The following is a 16,986-nucleotide window of genomic DNA, read 5'->3' as shown; positions in this document are numbered from 1 at the left end:
TCTTAGCCCACCTTTCCAAGCAGGTAAACGACCGAGAAGATGAAGACCCATACGACGTCGATAAAGTGCCAGTACATGGCCGACACGTAAACCTTCGGAGCCGTTACGACCGTTAACCCCTTTTTGTACAGCTGGCCGATCAGAATACCGATCCAGCATACACCGAATGCAACGTGAGCTCCGTGGAAACCGACCAGCGTGTAGAACGCTGAACTGAAGGCACTTGTCGTCATGCCGAATTTCTCGGCAGTGACATACTCGTGGAACTCGTAAACTTCGAGGCCAAGGAAGCCAAGGCCCAAAATAACCGTAATGATCAACCACAGCCTCAGTGCAGCTGCTTTGTGACGGTGCATCGCCTGTACGGCGAATACACTCGTCAAACTGCTGACTAGCAGGATCAACGTGGCTGCAGCCGTCGTTGGCAGCGAGAAGAGCTCATTGGCTGTCGGGCCGTCATTGGTCTGGTTGCGAAGCGCCAGGAACGTGGCGAACAGGGTACCGAAGAGTACGGACTCTCCGCCAAGGAAGAGCCAGAAGCCAAGCACTTTGTTGCGGCCTTCCAGGGTTGCCTTCTCCGGTTCATGCGGCAGTGAGCCGTTTACCGATTCTGCGTGTGCCGATGTCATGCTTTAACCCCCTCTTCTTCCAGTTCTTCCGGTTCGATATGCCAGCCATGATCGTCAAACAGCGAACGAAGCAGCATCGATCCGAACGTAATGACAAGTCCGATAATGACGACGATCCAGTTGTTGAAGATCATGCTCATGAAGGAATTGTTGAACTTCTCACTGCTGAACATCAGTCCGAGACCGGCGATGAAAATACCGACGGACATTACAAAAGGCAAAATCGTTGGCGAAGGCATATGGATAGATCCCAGCGGTTCTGCAGGAGTCATCTCTTTGTTGCCTGCCATTTTTTCTTTCCAGTAAGCGTCAAGTCCGCGTACCAGCGGAATTTGTTTGAAGTTGTACTCAGGCGGCGGAGATGGAATCGCCCACTCGAGCGTACGTCCGTCTTCCCAAGGATCGTTTGCCACGCCTTTTGGCTTGGCGGCTGTTACAAAACAGTTGAACAAGAACAGCAGAACGCCGACCGCCATCAGGAACGCACCGACCGTACTTACCAGGTTCAATGTATCGAAGTCCTGGTTAGGCAGATACGTAAAGATACGACGCTGCATTCCCATGAGTCCGAGGAAATGCTGTACAAAGAATGTCAGATGGAAGCCGATTGCAAAGAACCAGAACGTCCATTTACCAATCGTTTCATTGAGTACCCGGCCGAACATTTTAGGCCACCAGTAGTGCAGACCCGCAAAGAGACCGAATACCAGACCACCGACGATAACGTAGTGGAAGTGGGCAACGACGAAGTACGTATCATGGAACTGGTAGTCCGCAGGCGCAGATGCCAGCATGACCCCGGTAACGCCACCCATTACGAATGTAGGAACGAAACCAATGGCAAACAGGTTTGCGCTCGTAAAGCGGATTTGTCCGCCCCACATCGTAAAGAGCCAGTTGAAGATCTTGATCCCCGTCGGAACGGCGATCAGCATCGTCGCGATCGAGAACAGTGCGTTCGCAATCGGTCCGAGACCTGTTGTAAACATGTGGTGAGCCCAAACCATGAAGCCCAGGAAGGCGATCAGGATGGTCGCGAACACCATCGAGCTGTAGCCGAAAAGACGTTTGCGTGCAAAAGTCGGAATAACTTCGGAAATAACCCCGAAAGCAGGCAAAATGAGAATATATACTTCAGGGTGACCAAAGATCCAGAAAATATGCTGCCAAAGAACGGGGTTACCGCCATTGGATACTTCAAAGAAATTCGCTCCCAAAATACGGTCAAATGAGAGCAGTACCAGACCTACCGTAATGGCAGGAAAAGCAAACAGGATCATGGCGGAAGTAATGAAGGATGTCCATGTGAACATCGGCATCCGCATAAAAGACATTCCCGGTGCGCGCATTGTAATAATCGTCGCCAGGAAGTTGATGCCGCCGATCAGTGTACCGAGACCGGCGATCTGGAGACCGACCGTATAAAAGTCAACACCGTGCGTTGTACTGTAGGTTGAAGTCGACAATGGCGTATAGGCCGTCCAGCCGGCGTCAGGCGCGCCGCCCATAATCCAGCTCAGGTTCAGCAGGATTCCGCCGAACAGGAATGTCCAGAAGCCAAGTGCGTTGACGAATGGGAAAGCGACGTCACGGGCGCCGATTTGCAGCGGAATTACCGCATTCATCAATGCAAAGATCACAGGCATGACACCAAGGAAAATCATGGTCGTTCCGTGCATCGTGATCAATTCGTTAAAGGTTTGCGCTGATACTAAATCATTCATAGGCTTAATCAATTGCAGACGGATCAGCATGGCTTCAACGCCGCCGAATCCGAAGAACAAGCCGCCTGCAAGCAAATACAGGATGGCTATCTTCTTGTGGTCCACGGTGGTGAGCCAGTCCATCAAGCCCGTATGACGCTTGACACTGTGAGCATGAGCCAAGGTTGGTACCCCCTCTTATTCAATCTTGCTGTTACTAGTAATTCAATTTATAGTTGGCCAAGTAATCGGCAATACCATCGATTTGTTCGTCAGTCAGACCGAGATCCTTCGGATTAGGCATTTTGTTGCCTGGCTTAACGGCTTGTGGATCCATCAGCCATTCTTTCAGGTTCTCTTTGACTGGTTTCCCGCCATCTTGGCCTTCGTTCAGCAAGATACCTGCAACCGATTCACGGGAACCGATGCCGGTAAGGTTAGGACCTACAGGTCCGCCTTGGTCGCCAACAGCATGGCAGGACAAGCATTGTTTCTTGAAGGCTTCTGCCAGAGCCGGATCTTCAGGAAGCACAGCCGGTGCCTTCATGGCAGTCACCCAGTTATCGAAGGAATCCCCGTTAACCGCTTTAACCTTGAATTCCATGAAACCGTGGGAAGGTCCGCAGAGCTCCGCACATTTACCACGGTAAACGCCTTCTTTATCAGCGCTGAAGCTGAATCTGTTAATGGTACCATCCGGGTTGGTATCCATCTTACCCGAGAGCGAAGGAACCCAGAACGAGTGAAGTACATCCGCCGTTTTCAGCTCAAACGCAATCTTCTTCCCAGTCGGAATGACCAGGGTTTGGGCTGTTTTCACACCGTACTGCGGATACTCGAATTCCCACCAGTATTGGTGCGACGTAACCTTAACCTGTACGGCGTCCTTATCATTGTAATGATCGTCACCGAAAGCAAAAATTTGCTGTACGGTAGGAACAGCCAAAATAATAACCAGAACGAGCGGAATCACTGTCCAGATGATTTCCAGCTTGAAGTTGCCTTCAACTTGCTCAGGCACACCGTTCTGCCCTTTTCTTCTGCGGAACTTCACAAGCACGTATGCCGCAATCGCGAAAACGATTACGAGTACCACAATCATGATTGAGATTGCGAGCTTCATCAATCCCAGCTGTTCTTGAGCCACCGGTCCCTGTGGTCTCAGAACCGACAAGTCCTCGCGGCCGCACCCGGCTAAAAGCAGAGAAAATACTGCGAGCAAGGGAAGAAGTCGCTTTACAGCCTGCCACCGTTTCATCATTGATCTACCCCACTTTTTCCATTTTCGCAGGCTCCGCTGAAAGCACATTCAACGGCCATTCACCTGCACTATCACGAATGATTTGCTACTGTCAATTAAAACAATCACCTATTAAATATAAGTTTCCAGTACTATTTTGTCAATGTTTCCAACCTAGTTCACAAATTGTTCGAAAAGTGCCGAAAGTCGCGCCACAAAAGCTTTTGCAATCGTTTTCATTGGGTTTACATCCCGCTTGCCCGCCCCTTTGCGTGCAACCCGGTCCATCCTCCTTCGTATACCCAAGTTTCAACGATTACATTCATTTTTACCTGTTATGGAATTTTTGAATCGTCAAAATCAAACAAAAAAGAACCTGGGGACAGGTTCTTTTTGTCGAGCGAAATATGACAAATTGTGGCGAATCGTTCCGGGTCACTGCTGCGTTAATATCAACGGGCCGTCCCGGGTGACGGCAACCGTATGTTCAAACTGCACGCCTCTGCTGCCATCCGCCGTTTGCACGCTCCAGCCGTCATCATTCCAGAGCACCGCCCCCGAAGGACCGAGGGTAAAAATCGGCTCAATGGTGATGACCAGCCCCTCAACAAGCTTCAGCCCCTCGTGACGTTTCCCAAACGCCGGCACGTCCGGCGGTTCGTGCAGCGACCGGCCGATGCCGTGGCCTACCAATGGCTTAACGATACCGTATCGGCACCGCCTGGCCACCTTCTCCAACGCGCAGCCGATATCTCCGATCGTGTTACCCGCGACGGCCTGCGCGATGCCTTTGTACAGCGCCTTTTCGGTGCGCTTCAACAAACGCTCCAGCGGTTTGCTGATCCTGCCGACGGGATAGCTCCATCCGGAGTCGGCGAGCCAGCCGTCTTTGTTGACTACGATGTCGATGGTGACCACGTCCCCTTCCGCCAAGGGCACATCGTCAGGAAAGCCGTGGCATACGGTATCGTTCACCGAAGCACATGTGGCATAAGGATATCCCTTAAACCCCTTCTGCTCAGGAACGGCTCCCTGCCCGGCCAAATATTCCTCGACCCAGTCGTTGATCTGCATGGTCGTCATGCCGGGCGTGATTTTGTCCGCAACTCCCCGGTGACAGGAGGCAAGAATACGTCCCGCTTCCTGCATGTATCCGATCTCCTCCCTGCTTTTCAGCGTGATCTCCAAGCGCCGCACGTCCTTTCCGCTGCTAAAGAATGATGAATCAGACCGTGGTTTAGTATATGCCCGGAGTCACGCAGGCAGGTACAGGAAATACAAAAAACCGTATCCCGCGCAGGTTCCGCGGAATACGGTCATGTTATCAGGCTGTTCTTCAGCTTCATCTTAATGTCCAAATCTTCAACTGCAATTCAATAAGCGATACGCTCGTTACGGCCAGCTTGGTCAGGAAACAGACGAATTCATCCGTCCTAACTCATGTTCCACAACCGAGGTTAATTCCTCTTCGTATCCTCCCATAATATGATATTTCCGGACGTACTCCTTAACAAACTTCTTCGGATCCTTGGGCCGGAAAATTCGTGTCATCTCGCGCAGACTTTCTTTAACTTCATTGTGACCTTTCGTTGCCATGATAGTTCCCTCCCAAAACACTTGAATGGATTGCTCCAGTTTGAGAATGCCGAAAAGACCTTACCTGACATCTGTGAAGTCGTCATTTGCAGTTATAGGTTTGGGCTGAACGCTCCCGGCTGCCGCTAAAGGTATCTGACACTAAGAATACCCTAAGAGGATGTTATTGAATCACTCCCTTCATTGTATCATATTCTAATGGCGAAAACAGCTTTCCAAAAAAATGTAAGGAATTACTTTTTTTCGAGTGCAGTCCTGCCGGATGAAAGCACTGTCCAGATTGCCCGTTTATTTGGATATCGGCATTTCGGGTTAAGTTAATAATACCGGTCAACCACTACCCGAACCGGACAACGATCCAGAAGAAAGGAGCCGGCCCCATTGAATCGTCCCGTTCTGCTGTTATCCTCCACGCCGCTTCACACGCCTGACTTCCCCATCTCCTCGCCGGAGCATGAAGACGTCAGGCCTGATCCGCTCGAACAGGCGCATGACCAGATTTTGAGACGTTATCCGAAAATGCGCAGCTTTCTCATCGTCAGGCACGGCAGGCTTATTTATGAGCGGTACTATAATGAAGCCGGACCCGGTACCCTGCATGATCTTCGCTCGGCGACAAAGAGCATCACGTCCACTCTCGCAGGGATTGCCGCGGGCAGACGGGAGCTTCCCGGCTTGGACGAACCGCTGATGCCTTATCTGCGGCACTATGTGCGGAAAGGGACCGACCCGCTCTTAGATGAGGTGCTGACGCTTCGGCGCCTGCTGACGATGTCGACGGGGATCCGCTGGCAAACGGGCAAAACGCTCGGCGAACCGCTGATCCACCGTTTTCACCGCAGCCGGGCCTGGACATCGTTCGCCCTCTCTCTGCCGGTGGATGCGCACATGGCGGGCATCTTCCAATACAGGAGTATCGATTCTCACCTGATCTCGGTGCTGATCTCGGAATGCTGCGGTATGGACGCTTACAGCTACGCCCGCCAGCACCTGTTCGGACCGCTCGGGATCGAATATGCCGCCTGGTCTTCCAGCCCCGAAGACCATACGATGGGCCATATCGGCTTGTATCTGACCGCGCGCGACATGGCCAAGTTCGGGCTGTGCTGCCTGAATAAAGGCCGGTGGCAGAACCGCCCGGTCATTCCCGAAGCATGGCTTGAAGAGGCGCTGACCCGGCAGCTTGACGGTTATCCCGCATTTGGCGACTACGGATATCAGTGGTGGACAGGCCGGATGTGCGGTCAGCCGTTCAGCTGTGCCCATGGTCACGGCGGGCAGCAAATGTACCTTTTTCCAGAGCTGGATGCGGTCGTGGTGTTCACTGCGGACAGCAAGGTCAGCCGCTGGCGAAACCCGCGGTCCCTCCTTCAGCAGCATATTCTCGGCAGTATGGAATGATTAGGCCCGGCGGGATAATCCGCTCCCGGTCCGGGTAACTTAAATGAGAATCAGTTCGTTGAAGGATTTCCTATGGAACGAAGGAGGACTTGTCATGTCTAATGAAGATAAACGCATGCTGCCGATTTCCCACGATAAGGTTGAGGTCGATGGCGTATATACCAACGAAGCGGGCAGAGAGGAATTGCTTCACCGGGGCGACGAGTTCCCGGCTGACCTGATTTTGGGTTCAACGGAGTGGAAGCTGACCGAATTTACATTCGATAACCATCATGAGGGCCGGACGGACCCGCGCCTGGTTCCCAAAGAAAACGACACCAACAAACGCGAGAAAATCGTCGGCCCGCGGCGGCAGTTCGGCCAAGGCGGCCACGGAGGCCAGGCATGAGAGCAACCCCACTCGCTTAATGCCTCTCTTTAGTAAGCCGATCCGACTCTTGAATGGATAGAGTGGATCATGAAGGGCATCCCGCTACCTGCACCCCAGGCGGCCGGGTGCCTTTTTCATTGCTCATAACTTGTCTCTGGGGTTCATATGATAGAAGACAATCCTGCCGCATAGAAGGAGTGGTCTATCTGTCCCCTTTCAAATCATCCACCGGTCTGCCGGAAAATATGGCCGCCACGCTCTGCTACCTGTTCGCTTTTGTCGGAGGCATCGTCTTTCTTGCCGTTGAGAAGCGCAGCCGCTTCGTCCTCTTTCATGCCTTACAATCCGTTCTGACTTTTGGCGCAATTATGATCGCCCACATTCTGTCTGGCCTGATCCCGCTGATCGGCCCGGTCATTGCCGCCCTGCTGTCCATCCTGACGCTCGTCGTGTGGGTGGTCATGCTGTTTACCTCCCTGCAGGGAAAATGGCTGAAGCTCCCCTGGATCGGCGACATCGCGGAAAAGCAGCTGCGGCACCTGTAATATGCCCCATCGCTATGCCCCATGTGATACAGCATTGACGCGCTTCCGACTAAACCGTTCCCTTTTTGGTCCGGACTTCTTACAATAAGAAGGAAGGGTTTACGTGGGCAATGGGGGAAAAACAATGTACTTATTCATCATTAATCCAAAGTCCGGCAACGGCAGGAGCCTCCGTACCTGGAAACAGGTGCGCGAGGCTCTCGATTCGAAAAAGATTCCATACGCATCGCTGTTTACTGCTAATGCGGAGGAAGTGGATGCGCTGGTAGCGGAAACGCTGAATCAGCACGGCAGCTGGAATGCCATCGTCGTCATCGGCGGCGACGGCACGATCCACAGCATCCTGCCGGTATTGAAGCGGACCGGCATCCCGCTTGGGGTAATCCCGGCCGGTTCAGGCAACGACACCGCCCTGGGGTTTGGCATCCCCCGCGATCCGCTTGCCGCGCTGGAGCTCATTCTAACCGGCAGCGCCCAAGCGGCCGATCTCATCTCGGTCGCGGGCGTGCCCGTCATGACGGCGGTGGCCGCCGGCTTCGATGCGCAGGTGAGCGAGAACGTGAACGGCAGCCGGTACAAAAAGATCTGCAACGCCATCGGTGCCGGGCGCCTCGCTTACGTCATCGGCGTGCTGCATACGCTGGTCACGTTCAAGCCGGGTCCCGTAAGCGTGACTTGCGGCGGCAAAACGGTCAGCTATCCGTCAGCCTGGCTGACCGCGGTCAGCAATGTGCCCAGCTACGGCGGCGGACTGGTGATCAATCCGCAGGCGAAAGCCGATGACGGCATGCTGGACGTCTGCGTGGTCCACGATTGCTCGCGGCTGCAGCTGCTGCTCCTGTTCCCGACCGTCCTGAAGGGAACGCATGTGAAGCTGCCGATCGTGACTCTTTTTCGAGGAGACACGGTCGGCATCAGGTTTGACCGCCCACGCCTGGCACAGGGCGACGGCGAAGACGTATCCGCCCTTCCGATGGATTTCCGGGCGGACCCTGGCGCCATCCGGGTATTCTCGGCGTTAAAAAATAACGTCTATCGACGCAAACATGCGTTCTAAAAACGAATCAAAAAGCCCGCCCCGTAAGAACACGGGGCGGGCTTTTTGAACTTCTATTTTATTTGGAGGAATTAGGCAGCATACTCATTCTGGTCGGCTTCTCCCTTTTCCGCTGAGGAAACCCCGCCTTTAAAACCGTTGAACATCAAATTCAGAACAATTGCCGTCACGCTGCCGGCCACGATGCCGTTATCCACGAGGATGCGGAAATCTTCCGGGATGGCCTTGAACAGATCCGGCACGACGCTGACGCCCAGACCCATGCCGACGGAGCAGGCAATGACGAACAGATTTTCAAAGCGGTTCAGGTCGACCTGTCCGCCCAGCATGCGAATGCCGGAGGAGACGACCATCCCGAACAAGGCGACCATGGCTCCGCCGAGCACGGATGTCGGCACCAGCTGGGTCAGCGCCGCAATTTTCGGCACAAACCCGATCACGATCAGCAGGCCGCCGGCTACGACGATGACATCGCGCGTTTTGACGCGGCTCATTTGAACCAGGCCGACGTTTTGCGAGTACGTGGTGTACGGGAAGGAATTGAAAATTCCGCCGAGCACGATCGCCAAGCCTTCGGCGCGGTACCCGCGGGCCAGGTCTTTGGAGGAGATATCTTTATCGACGATTTTGCCGAGCGCCATAAAGACGCCTGTGGACTCCGCCACGCTGACGATCGCCACCAGAATCATGGTCAGGATCGAGGAGGCATGGAAACTCGGCGTTCCAAAGTTAAACGGCTTGACCGCATGGAACCAGCCGGCCTCCTTCAGCGGACCCAAATCCACATGCCCGAAAATTGCGGCGGCGATCGTTCCGGCGATCAGGCCGATCAGCACCGAGATGGAACGCAGAAATCCGGTAGCAAAACGGTTCATCAAAATGATAAAGATCAATACGCCAAAGCCGAGGCACAAATTCAGCGGACTGCCGAAATCCTCGGCTCCCTGGCCGCCGCCCAGATCGTTCAGCGCGACCGGAATGAGCGTCACCCCGATAATCGTAACGACCGAGCCGGTGACTACCGGCGGGAAGAGCTTGATCAGCTTGCCGAATATCCCTGAGAACAGAATAACGAAAATCCCCGACGCGATGATCGCGCCGTAAATGGCCGAGACCCCGTCCTTGAGCCCGATGGCGATCATCGGCGATACCGCCTGGAATGCACAGCCCAGCATGACCGGCAGCCCGATGCCGAAGAACCGGTTGCCCCATACCTGAAGCAGCGTAGCCACGCCGCAGGCCAGCAGGTCGATCGAGATCAGGTAGGTCAACTGCTCGATCGTAAAGTCCAAAGCCCCTCCTACAATCAGGGGAACGAGAACAGCACCGGCGTACATCGCCAGCACATGCTGAATCCCGAGCGAAAAGGTTTTAAGCGGATGGCGTTTGCCTGAAAATTGAGTCGTGTCAGCCTGTTGATTCTGTTCCATGCCGGTATCATACCTCCCGTGTAATGTATATAAATAAGCTAGTCTTGATCTGCAAAAGTCACTTTGCCGTCGTCCAGTGCCGCGACGCGGACCAGCGACTCGACCCGGTAGCCGGCTTCCTTCAGCAGCCGCCCGCCGGGCTGGAACGCCTTCTCGATCACGATGCCGATTCCCGCAACGGTCGCGCCCGCCTGCTCCACGATCCGGGCCAGTCCAAAGGCCGCTTCGCCGTTCGCCAGAAAGTCGTCGATGATCAGCACCCGGTCCCCCGGTTGGATAAACTTCTTGGCCACCGTAATTTCGTTCGTTTCCTGCTTGGTGAAGGAGTACACCTTCTCCACGAAAATATCGTCACGAAGCGTCAATGACTTCTGCTTTCTCGCAAAGATCATCGGCACTTCCAGCTCCAGGGCGGTCATAATTCCGGGGGCAATCCCGGACGATTCGATCGTAAGCACCCGATTCACGGCCTCCCCGGCAAACCGGCGCGTAAACTCGCGGCCGACTTCCTTCATCAGAACAGGATCCATCTGATGATTCAGGAACGAATCCACCTTCAGCACCCGATTGCTGAGCACGATACCTTCATCCAGTACTTTCTGCTTCAGTAATTGCAACTTGCTTCCCCCTTTGATGACGTTCCATTCCTCTACAAAACACAAAAAAGCCCATCTCTTCCCCTGCCTTGATCGGCGGAAACAGACGGACTCAGGACAAACTCAAAAATTCAGGACAAGCGCCCGAAACATATCGTTCATCCCGTAGTCCGATCATTCCGGTGATCGGGTAGAGACATGCAGGCCGATTCCTGCACATATACGAGAAACCTATATTCATTCATAGACTGATGAAAGACAATGCATGAAGTATAACGCATAATGGGCTCAAAAATAAAGAGGTATTTGATGGACAATTTGAAAACATTTCAGAAACAAATACCAGTTTCAATGTTACAATGCCCTATAGAATATCTGCTAGAATAGATACATGACACTCAGGAGGTTTTGGTTAAATGAAAGGATTTATTCATGAGTTTAAAGAATTTGCAGTGCGCGGCAACGTGATCGATCTGGCTGTCGGGGTCATTATTGGGGGAGCTTTCGGTAAAATCGTCTCCTCGATCGTGAGCGACATCATCATGCCGCCGATCGGGGTGCTTCTTGGCGGAGTGGATTTCGCCGATCTCATTATCCGCCTGGACGACAGCAAGGTGAACACGCTTGCGGAAGCCAAGGAAGTCGGGGCACCTGTCATTGCATACGGGCAGTTTCTAAATACGGTGATCGATTTTCTGATCATCTCGTTCTGTATTTTCTTGCTCGTTAAAGGCATCAACTGGATCAAAACCCGGGAGCACGAAAAACCTGAGCCGGAGAAAACAACCAAGGAATGCCCGTACTGCCTTTCGGAAATCCCTGCGGCAGCTACGCGCTGTGCGCACTGCACCTCTGTGCTGGATACCGATCCCGAGCCGCAGCAGGCTTGAGGGGCCGATCCAAGTAAACAGACCGGGACCGAGCTGACTTGACGGAGAGCTTGCTCTCCTGAAGGTTTGCAGGTGATATACTTTCCTATCAAAAAAGACCGCCAGCCCCTTTCGGAATTCACTTCCGGAATCAGAGGCCGAGCGGTCCTTTTGGCATCAGCGTGCTGATGACGTTTTTCAAATCACGGTCTTCCGTGTACTTCTCTTTTCCGGTGTCCAGCTCCGTGATCCGAATCGACGTATACCCCGCGCCCGGGTCGAGCGGAACAAATTGCAGCGGTTCCCGTTCGGATGCTCTCACGTTATATTTCATGTCCTTAAACATCTGAATAAGCTGATCTTCGGTGGGGTGTCCGTCCTCCCCTGTCCAGATCAAACCGCGAAGATGCTTGCTCCCGTTGGGATGCTTGACCTCAAACCGCACGATGCATTCCATCAATGCTTCCTCCTTGATCAAAACGCTATACTTAAAAGCTTATTTTCAGCAGCCTGTCTCCAGTCTTGCTACTTTTCCGGTAATCCTCCATAATTCAAAAATATGAATGGAGGTTTTCGCCACATGAAGAAAGAGTTCTTCGACATTTATAACGACGACCACGAATGGATCGGCACCGCTTCCCGCGAAGAGGTTCATGCCAAGGGTTATCTCCACCATACGTTCCACTGCTGGATCGTGCGCGATACGCCCGATGGACGCAAGGTTCTGTTTCAAAAGCGCCAGACGTCCAAAGACACCTTCCCGGGTTATTACGATATTACCGCCGCCGGACATCTGGCGGCCGGTGAATCCGTCGCCGATGCGGTCCGGGAGCTCGAGGAAGAACTCGGCGTCACTGTCAGCCTGGACCAGCTGATCCCGCTCGGAACCGCCGATTATGAAAATCGGGGGACAGCCGGGGAAACGGCTTTTATCGACAGGGAGAGATGCTTTATCTTCGGCGCCAAGCTGGATCTGCCCCTAGCCGCCTACCGGCTTCAGGCCGAGGAACTGACTGGTCTTTACGAAGCGGACCTGGACGATGCCCTGAAACTGGCGAATGGCGAGATCGGGGAGATGCAGGCAGCCGGCATCCTTGCGGAACCGCGGCTTGCTTCCGACTCCGAAACCTTTGCGTGTACAGTGAGCTTACAGCAATTCGTACCGCATAACAGTGATTATTATCACACCGTTTTTATGAAACTGCGCGAGCTGTAATGGAATCAGCACATGCCGAGACCCCGGCGCGGCCGATCCGTCGCAGAGAATCGTTTATGTCATGAACCATCTAACGTCGGTCTTCATTAGACAAAACGGGTCCCGTCTCGACGGTACCCGTTATCGCGCTTATACTTCTTCATCCGAATTCTCAGGACCCTCGAAATCCCCGATGACTTCCGACCCAGCCTCACGCGGATCGATTTCCACATACTTGCGGTAGATCCGTTCGTAAGCCGGACCGTACCGCTCCGCAAGCTCGCCGCCCAGGTCCTGCTCCACTTCGTAGAGTACCATTTCCTGTGTAAAATGGTGAAGCAGCAGTTCCACCATCACGGGATGCTCGGTGACGAGCGCCTGCGTGGCGCAGTCCTCCCCGCGCATGCCCAGCATGCACCAGCGGCGGTCAATGACGAAGGAGAACTTGCGGCCTCTCAAAGCATGCCGCTCCCCTGCGCCCGGATTCCACGCCGACAAGGGAAGAAGCCGCTCCATGCCGGTGTCGCTGCCAATACAGGACCACAGCAGCTTCACCCCCCGTTGCTCCGCCTGCTCCAGCTCGCTGCGCATCAAAGCCGCTTCCTCGCGCCAAACGTCGACGACGATTTCGTGCTCCGCCCGCTCGAGCTCTCTGGCCAGCGCCTCCATAACGTTCCGGTCCCCTCCCACGTTGTAGAAGGGCTGCTGATCCGGCTCCACCCGCGGCATCCGGTTTTCGATGAACGAAAGCGATTCCTTCATCTGCCCCGCGATCATCCGGGTGAGCTCCTCCGTCTTCAGCATGCTGTAGCGGACCGGATCCCCTTCGCTGCGGTGCAGATATCCCTGCTGGCATAACCGCTGCAGCGTAGAGTACACATTGGAACGGGACACACCCAGCCCCTTGGCCACCTCATATCCGGAGGACGGGCCTTTGCCCGCCAGCTCCACCATTATTTTCGCTTCCATCTCCGTGAATCCCAGATTCCGCAGATGATGTAGCAGTTGTTCCATTACGTTTTGTCCTCCCAAAGCTGCCTAAAACCGCTGTCCGCCAGAAAAGCTTCTATTAAGCGTAATCGTTTGTGTGTCACACACCTAAATCTGTTCAGCGCCGCATCTCGGGCACCACTTCGAGCCCTTAGGCAGGTCTGCACGGCAAATCTGGCATTTCACCGTATCGCGTGGACCTTCTTCACGCGCCGCTGTGTCGCCGTCTCCGCTGTTCTCCTTCCAATAGCGGATGCGGCGGTCCAGCTCCAGCTGGCGTTCCCGCTCGCGCTCGAGTTCCTCGGCCTGGCGCCGCTCCCGTTCCGCTTCCGGGTCATTTTCGTCGGAAAGGTCAAGATCATCCCACGATTCCCTCATCGGAAACTCATAATCATAATCCTGTTCCACCGCGGCTGCGGCTTCCTGCTGGCCGGAATATACCCGCTCCTCCGGTTCTTCCTGGTAGGATGGCTCATCTTGGACTTTGTTGCCGAAAATCGCTTCTTCATCAAAAGCAAAACCGACCGGTTTGGCGGGCTCGCTCGGCTTCACCCCATCATCCACCAGCTTTCTTCCGCAGGACGGACAGAAGTTGGCATCCAGCGTAGCGACGTAACCGCATTTGCACAGCCGCTCGTTTTTCAGCTCGGCAATCCGGGTACGCAGCTCATCGATTTCTTCCTGAAGCAGGTCGCAGGATTTGCACAGGTCGACCATTTCCTTCTCAGCCTTGCTCATATCGCCAATGCGGTAGCCTTCATAGAAGACTTTGCCCATCTCTCTGTAGTGAATGCCCATTTCCCGTTCGATGTCGGCAATCTGGCTGTTCAGCTTGCCGACCTCCAGCGTTCCCTGAGCCTTTTCCGTTGCGCGGTTAGCCCCTTCTTTGAGGCGCTGAATAATGTTCATGAGTTCTCTCCTCCAGTTTCCATTTCATCCCATTTATTCATTCCAAATGATCATTTACAATAGTAATCTGTGCCCTTAAGGCCATGTCATCGCCCAGGCCGCTGCCCGGGCTGCCCTATTACCAAGATACCATGCCGGAGCTTTCCTGTGAAATCCGAGCCTGCCGTTAAATGCCTTGAATTTAGGGGCTTGGAATCGAGCGGCTGCAGGCGCATCCTTCCGGATGTGCATATATCATACCAAATTTACAGTGCACTTGTGAAAAAGGCAATCCCTTACAGCCAGAAAAAGGAGGTCTTATCGATGGCTCAGCCCCCCATACATCTGAATGTTTCGATACATAGCGTGCCTGCGAAGGTGCCCTCTTCCTCACCGGTTCCCCAAGCACGCCCCGCGTCCCTCTCCACCAGCCGGGAGCTGGTGGGCGCAGGCGACGCGGATGCGTTTTTCTTTCGCGAACTGGAGCGGATGGGCATCCTGTTGAACGCACCGCAGATCGATGCCGTACGCCACGGTGACGGGCCAATGCTCGCCCTGGCGGGCGCCGGCTGCGGCAAAACGACCGTCCTGGCCGCCCGGACGGCTTACCTGATCGCGGTCCGCGGCATTCCGGGTTCCCGGATTTTGCTGGTTACGTTTACGAGCAAGGCCGCCAAGGAGATCAAGGAACGGATCGGACGCATGCCCGGCATTTCCGCAGCCGCGGCCCGTGCCGTAGAAGCGAGGACGTTCCATTCCTTCGGACTGCTGCTGCTCCGCCAGCACGGATATAGCGAGCAAATTTTCGGCGAATTCACGGCCCAGCACACCATCATGAAAATGATGTTGCGCCGCCTGGATCACACCGGATCCTATCAGCCCGAGACGCTGCTTGCGGCGCTGTCCGCCTGGAAAATGCAGGGCGGATGGCCGGCTGACCTGCCTGAAGCGACCAAAGAAGAATCAGCCGTCAAACGCATTCTGCTCGGCTATGAAGATTGGAAGACACAGCGGAACCAGTGGGATTTTGACGACATCCTCCTGCATGCCCGGAAGCTGCTCGACAACCCGGCTACGCTGAAACGGCTGCAGGACCGCTTTCATTATTTGATGGTCGACGAATTTCAGGATACCAACGCAATCCAGTACGACCTGGTCCGGCGGCTGGCGGAGCCCCGGCGCAATTTGGCGGTCGTCGGGGACGATGACCAGACCATCTATTCGTTTAACGGAGCCCGGCAGGAATCGATCCTCGAGTTCGACCGCGTCTATCCGGGCACCAAAATTGTGAATCTCAACATCAATTACCGGAGCGACAGCCGGATTCTCGGCCTGGGGAGCGCCCTCGTCCGGCATAACCGGCAGCGCCGGCCCAAGGAGCTGCTCGCGGCGGGAGCCCGCGGCTTCAAGCCTGCGTATTTGACCCCTGCAACCCCGGATGAAGAGGCACGATGGGTCGTTCAGCATATCCAGGAGCATGTCGGCCGGGACGGGCTGGACTACGTCGATATCGCCATTTTGCACCGGACGTCCGACAGCAGCCGCGCCGTACTGGAGCAGCTTCTGCTGAGCGGGATTCCTTTTGTCCAGTTCGGCAGCGCACCGGTGTTCTATGACCAGACCTTGATCAAACCGCTGATGGATCACCTGCGGCTCGGCCTGACGCCCCGGCGGAAGGAATCGCTGCAGAGCGTGCTGGGCCCGTTGTATGTACCGAAAGAGGACGGCATGGCTTATATCCGGCAGCAGGAGAAGCTCCAGGCCAAGAAGTATCCGCTCATCCATCTCGCCCGCTGGGAACGGCTTCAGCCTTTTCAGCAGGAGGCGGTTAAAGAGCGTATCCGGTTCATCAAGTCGCTGAAGTCCCTCAAACCGGCCTATGCCATTCAGGAAATGCGCAGACAGTTCTATGACAAGTACCTTCAGGCGGGCGATCCACTGATTTATACCCAGTATAAAGAAACGGTGAGCGATACGCTGGAGGAGTTCGAGAGCGCAGCGGGACGCTTTGATACCGTAGAGGAGTTCGTGGCTTATGCGGATGAGCTGACAGCCCGCCATGAGCAGATGGAGGCGGCCCGGGAAGAACAGAACGGCAGTGCCGTTCAGCTCATGACGATTCACCGGGCCAAGGGGCTGGAGTTCCGTCAGGTGTATTGGATCGGCGCAAGCGAAGGGATTTTGCCGCACAGCTCCGCCTTGAAGAAGCAGCCTCCGGCGGATACCAAAGCCGGGCAAGCGCTGACGGACGAGCAGCAGCTGGCGGCCGCGGCGCTGGAGGAGGAGCGGCGGCTCGCTTATGTCGCGGTCACGCGGGCCAAAGAGAGGCTGTATATCAGCTCGCCCGCGTACTACCACGGCAAGCCGTCGGCGCCTTCCCGCTTTTTACATGAAGCTTTCGGCATCCTGCCCCATCAGGACTCGCCAAAGCCTGTTTCACCCAGACGCTGAGGCGTTTTCCTGATTCAAACCGGCCG

The 16,986-nt window shown here is 54.8% G+C and carries 17 protein-coding genes and 1 riboswitch; of the genes, 7 read left to right on the top strand and 10 right to left on the bottom strand.

Annotation, left to right across the window (positions count from 1 at the left end):
• Nucleotides 1-2 precede the first annotated feature (2 nt).
• The 5 genes from FHS19_RS24620 to FHS19_RS24600 all read right to left on the bottom strand — a co-directional run bounded on the left by FHS19_RS24620 (nt 3) and on the right by FHS19_RS24600 (nt 5,168).
• The gene (locus FHS19_RS24620; RefSeq protein WP_183584409.1) at nt 3-629 is read right to left on the bottom strand and encodes a cytochrome (ubi)quinol oxidase subunit III; all 627 of its coding nucleotides are present in this window, start codon (nt 627-629) and stop codon (nt 3-5) included.
• On the bottom strand, nt 626-2,476 hold the full coding sequence (ctaD, locus tag FHS19_RS24615) for a cytochrome c oxidase subunit I (RefSeq protein WP_183584598.1): 1,851 nt from the start codon (nt 2,474-2,476) through the stop codon (nt 626-628). The genes FHS19_RS24620 and ctaD overlap by 4 nt, the downstream gene beginning before the upstream one ends.
• A gap of 73 nt (nt 2,477-2,549) precedes the next feature.
• Nucleotides 2,550-3,593 (bottom strand): cytochrome c oxidase subunit II, encoded by a 1,044-nt coding sequence (gene coxB, locus FHS19_RS24610; RefSeq protein ID WP_183584408.1) that lies wholly within the window; start codon nt 3,591-3,593, stop codon nt 2,550-2,552.
• A gap of 414 nt (nt 3,594-4,007) precedes the next feature.
• Nucleotides 4,008-4,760, bottom strand: coding sequence for a type I methionyl aminopeptidase (gene map, locus FHS19_RS24605; RefSeq protein ID WP_183584407.1), 753 nt, complete (start codon nt 4,758-4,760; stop codon nt 4,008-4,010).
• Nucleotides 4,761-4,979: 219 nt separating this feature from the next.
• Nucleotides 4,980-5,168 carry a hypothetical protein gene (locus FHS19_RS24600; protein WP_036651115.1) on the bottom strand — a complete coding sequence of 63 codons (189 nt, stop codon included), beginning with the start codon at nt 5,166-5,168 and terminating at the stop codon, nt 4,980-4,982.
• A 381-nt stretch (nt 5,169-5,549) separates the two neighbouring features.
• Between FHS19_RS24600 and FHS19_RS24595 the strand changes: the two genes are divergently transcribed.
• The 4 genes from FHS19_RS24595 (at nt 5,550) to FHS19_RS24580 (ending at nt 8,541) form a co-directional block, all read left to right on the top strand.
• Complete coding sequence (locus tag FHS19_RS24595) at nt 5,550-6,569, top strand: serine hydrolase domain-containing protein (RefSeq protein ID WP_183584406.1); 1,020 nt, start codon at nt 5,550-5,552, stop codon at nt 6,567-6,569.
• Between the two features lie 94 nt (nt 6,570-6,663).
• On the top strand, nt 6,664-6,957 hold the full coding sequence (locus tag FHS19_RS24590; RefSeq protein WP_183584405.1) for a transposase: 294 nt from the start codon (nt 6,664-6,666) through the stop codon (nt 6,955-6,957).
• Nucleotides 6,958-7,145: 188 nt separating this feature from the next.
• Nucleotides 7,146-7,484 (top strand): DUF4870 domain-containing protein, encoded by a 339-nt coding sequence (locus tag FHS19_RS24585; protein WP_076172872.1) that lies wholly within the window; start codon nt 7,146-7,148, stop codon nt 7,482-7,484.
• 124 nt (nt 7,485-7,608) lie between these two features.
• Entirely contained in the window at nt 7,609-8,541 is a 933-nt protein-coding gene (locus FHS19_RS24580; protein WP_183584404.1) for a diacylglycerol/lipid kinase family protein, read from the top strand.
• Nucleotides 8,542-8,612: 71 nt separating this feature from the next.
• Here the strand turns inward: FHS19_RS24580 and FHS19_RS24575 are convergent, their stop codons facing one another.
• Both FHS19_RS24575 and FHS19_RS24570 read right to left on the bottom strand, forming a co-directional pair.
• Entirely contained in the window at nt 8,613-9,971 is a 1,359-nt protein-coding gene (locus tag FHS19_RS24575; RefSeq protein ID WP_183584403.1) for a nucleobase:cation symporter-2 family protein, read from the bottom strand.
• Between the two features lie 38 nt (nt 9,972-10,009).
• Nucleotides 10,010-10,588: a xanthine phosphoribosyltransferase gene (locus tag FHS19_RS24570; RefSeq protein ID WP_183584402.1), complete on the bottom strand. Its 579-nt coding sequence runs from the start codon at nt 10,586-10,588 to the stop codon at nt 10,010-10,012.
• 125 nt (nt 10,589-10,713) lie between these two features.
• Nucleotides 10,714-10,813: riboswitch (purine riboswitch) on the bottom strand.
• A 170-nt stretch (nt 10,814-10,983) separates the two neighbouring features.
• Between FHS19_RS24570 and mscL the strand changes: the two genes are divergently transcribed.
• Nucleotides 10,984-11,457 carry a large conductance mechanosensitive channel protein MscL gene (gene mscL / locus FHS19_RS24565; RefSeq protein WP_183584401.1) on the top strand — a complete coding sequence of 158 codons (474 nt, stop codon included), beginning with the start codon at nt 10,984-10,986 and terminating at the stop codon, nt 11,455-11,457.
• A gap of 130 nt (nt 11,458-11,587) precedes the next feature.
• On the opposite strand, the gene FHS19_RS24560 is transcribed toward mscL, so the two are convergent.
• Nucleotides 11,588-11,893, bottom strand: a complete 306-nt coding sequence (locus tag FHS19_RS24560) for a hypothetical protein (RefSeq protein ID WP_183584400.1) — start codon at nt 11,891-11,893, stop codon at nt 11,588-11,590.
• A 123-nt stretch (nt 11,894-12,016) separates the two neighbouring features.
• Here FHS19_RS24560 and FHS19_RS24555 point away from each other — a divergent pair, with 123 nt between their 5' ends.
• Nucleotides 12,017-12,652, top strand: a complete 636-nt coding sequence (locus FHS19_RS24555) for an NUDIX hydrolase (RefSeq protein WP_183584399.1) — start codon at nt 12,017-12,019, stop codon at nt 12,650-12,652.
• A gap of 129 nt (nt 12,653-12,781) precedes the next feature.
• On the opposite strand, the gene FHS19_RS24550 is transcribed toward FHS19_RS24555, so the two are convergent.
• Nucleotides 12,782-13,645, bottom strand: coding sequence for a TrmB family transcriptional regulator (locus FHS19_RS24550; RefSeq protein ID WP_183584398.1), 864 nt, complete (start codon nt 13,643-13,645; stop codon nt 12,782-12,784).
• Nucleotides 13,646-13,729: 84 nt separating this feature from the next.
• Entirely contained in the window at nt 13,730-14,530 is an 801-nt protein-coding gene (locus tag FHS19_RS24545; RefSeq protein ID WP_183584397.1) for a zinc ribbon domain-containing protein, read from the bottom strand.
• 303 nt (nt 14,531-14,833) lie between these two features.
• On the opposite strand from FHS19_RS24545, the gene FHS19_RS24540 reads away from it, so the two are divergent.
• Complete coding sequence (locus tag FHS19_RS24540) at nt 14,834-16,960, top strand: ATP-dependent helicase (RefSeq protein WP_183584396.1); 2,127 nt, start codon at nt 14,834-14,836, stop codon at nt 16,958-16,960.
• The last annotated feature ends 26 nt before the right edge of the window (nt 16,961-16,986 follow it).

The organism is Paenibacillus rhizosphaerae (assembly GCF_014192015.1).
In the GTDB taxonomy this organism is placed as follows: Bacteria; Bacillota; Bacilli; order Paenibacillales; family Paenibacillaceae; genus Paenibacillus_AQ; species Paenibacillus_AQ rhizosphaerae.
Note: the sequence above shows the minus strand (reverse complement) of the source record. Positions and strands in the feature narration are given on the sequence as shown.

Bases quoted from the DNA above. Each gene is read 5' to 3' on its own strand.
- FHS19_RS24620 (WP_183584409.1), bottom strand. From the start codon at position 629: ATGACATCGGCACACGCAGAATCGGTAAACGGCTCACTGCCGCATGAA.
- ctaD (WP_183584598.1), bottom strand. From the start codon at position 2,476: ATGGACTGGCTCACCACCGTGGACCACAAGAAGATAGCCATCCTGTAT.
- coxB (WP_183584408.1), bottom strand. From the start codon at position 3,593: ATGATGAAACGGTGGCAGGCTGTAAAGCGACTTCTTCCCTTGCTCGCA.
- FHS19_RS24600 (WP_036651115.1), bottom strand. From the start codon at position 5,168: ATGGCAACGAAAGGTCACAATGAAGTTAAAGAAAGTCTGCGCGAGATG.
- FHS19_RS24590 (WP_183584405.1), top strand. From the start codon at position 6,664: ATGTCTAATGAAGATAAACGCATGCTGCCGATTTCCCACGATAAGGTT.
- FHS19_RS24580 (WP_183584404.1), top strand. From the start codon at position 7,609: ATGTACTTATTCATCATTAATCCAAAGTCCGGCAACGGCAGGAGCCTC.
- FHS19_RS24575 (WP_183584403.1), bottom strand. From the start codon at position 9,971: ATGGAACAGAATCAACAGGCTGACACGACTCAATTTTCAGGCAAACGC.
- mscL (WP_183584401.1), top strand. From the start codon at position 10,984: ATGAAAGGATTTATTCATGAGTTTAAAGAATTTGCAGTGCGCGGCAAC.
- FHS19_RS24560 (WP_183584400.1), bottom strand. From the start codon at position 11,893: ATGGAATGCATCGTGCGGTTTGAGGTCAAGCATCCCAACGGGAGCAAG.
- FHS19_RS24555 (WP_183584399.1), top strand. From the start codon at position 12,017: ATGAAGAAAGAGTTCTTCGACATTTATAACGACGACCACGAATGGATC.
- FHS19_RS24550 (WP_183584398.1), bottom strand. From the start codon at position 13,645: ATGGAACAACTGCTACATCATCTGCGGAATCTGGGATTCACGGAGATG.
- FHS19_RS24545 (WP_183584397.1), bottom strand. From the start codon at position 14,530: ATGAACATTATTCAGCGCCTCAAAGAAGGGGCTAACCGCGCAACGGAA.
- FHS19_RS24540 (WP_183584396.1), top strand. From the start codon at position 14,834: ATGGCTCAGCCCCCCATACATCTGAATGTTTCGATACATAGCGTGCCT.